Origin of the sequence: Mesorhizobium sp. M3A.F.Ca.ET.175.01.1.1, assembly GCF_004791945.1 — a bacterium.
Classification (GTDB): domain Bacteria; phylum Pseudomonadota; class Alphaproteobacteria; order Rhizobiales; family Rhizobiaceae; genus Mesorhizobium.
Window position 1 is genome coordinate 1 of sequence record NZ_SRTP01000140.1, and the last position, 368, is coordinate 368.

Genomic DNA, 368 nt, shown 5'->3' on the forward strand with positions numbered 1-368 from the left:
GCCTTGGCGCAGGTGTCGGCATCGGCGAACACCCAGAGCCCATCGACATCGTCATGCTTGGCCAGCACGCCGGCGAGCTCGGCGCTACGGCCGGTGACGATGTTGATGGCGCCGGCCGGAATGTCGGAATACTCGATCACCTGGTAGAGATCCGTAGCCAGCAGAGGGTGGCGCTCGGACGGGACGGCCACCACCGTGTTGCCCATGGCGAGCGCCGGCGCCACCAGCGAGATAAAACCGAGCAGCGGCTGGTTGTCCGGCGCGACGATGCCGACGACGCCCACCGGCTCGTGCAACGCAAGTGTCACGACGCGGGCCGGCGGCTGGTGGACACGGCCCTCGAACTTGTCGGTGAGGCCCGCATAGAG

The 368-nt window shown here is 67.9% G+C and carries 1 protein-coding gene; it reads right to left on the minus strand.

Translation table 11 applies throughout. The features are described 5' to 3' along the window. Positions 1-368, minus strand: a 368-nt coding sequence (locus tag EN818_RS31090; RefSeq protein WP_135906646.1) for an aldehyde dehydrogenase family protein, incomplete at both ends; no start/stop codon positions are given.